We start from the raw sequence: 855 nt of genomic DNA, 5'->3' as shown, positions 1-855 counted from the left end.
TCAATTGATGGCGCGGCGGCGACTACGGAGTACAGCGCACCGACAGTCGATGGCGAGTATACGGTAACCGTAACCGATACCGATACGGCCGGAAATGTTAAAACAGCAAGTACGACCTTTACCTTAGATACAACCGTTGCCATGCCCACCATTACACTTGATAACGATAGTGGAGCAAGTGCTACCGATACCATTACAAATGATGAAGCCTTAACATTTAGTGCTGTAGCAGCTGATGTCACCAGAGTCTACTCAATTGATGGCGCGGCGGCGACTACGGAGTACAGCGCACCAACAGTCGATGGTGAGTATACGGTCACGGTCACGGATACCGATACGGCCGGAAATGTTAAAACAGCAAGCACGACCTTTACCTTAGATACAACAGCAACTGGGCCAATCATTACCTTCGAATCAGCGGGCACTGATAGTGTTTATAACTCAAAAGAGTTAGGCGCAGATGGCACCATCACAGCCACTATTGGCTTACCCAGTGATGCTGTAACAAATGATCTTATCTCAATTAATGGTGAAGCGGTGCGTGCAATCACCGCTGAAGAGATAGATGCCGGTAAAATCATACTTGAAGTTGTGCCAGGTGCAGAAGTCAGCGCACAAATCACCGATCAAGCAGGGAACATATCCACTAAGGGAGCAGCCACCGCATTTACTACAGATTCGGCAATTGTAACGCCAACAGTAATAATCGAAGCGGCTGATGCCAATGGCGATAGCGTTTACAATGCAGCAGAGCTTGGAACAGATGGCACGGTTAGCGCAATAATCGGTGTAACGGGCTCAGACGTTGGCGATACACTAACGTATACCGTCGATGGTGTGAAAACAGTCGTCACA

At 48.5% G+C, this 855-nt stretch carries 1 protein-coding gene; it reads left to right on the top strand.

All coding sequences use genetic code 11. From position 1 onward, the window contains the following. On the top strand, positions 1 to 855 hold an 855-nt coding region (locus tag ESZ39_RS17615; RefSeq protein WP_191321845.1), incomplete at both ends, for an Ig-like domain-containing protein.

The organism is Colwellia sp. C1TZA3, from assembly GCF_007954265.1.
Classification (GTDB): domain Bacteria; phylum Pseudomonadota; class Gammaproteobacteria; order Enterobacterales; family Alteromonadaceae; genus Cognaticolwellia.
This window is presented reverse-complemented; position numbering and strand designations above follow the sequence as displayed.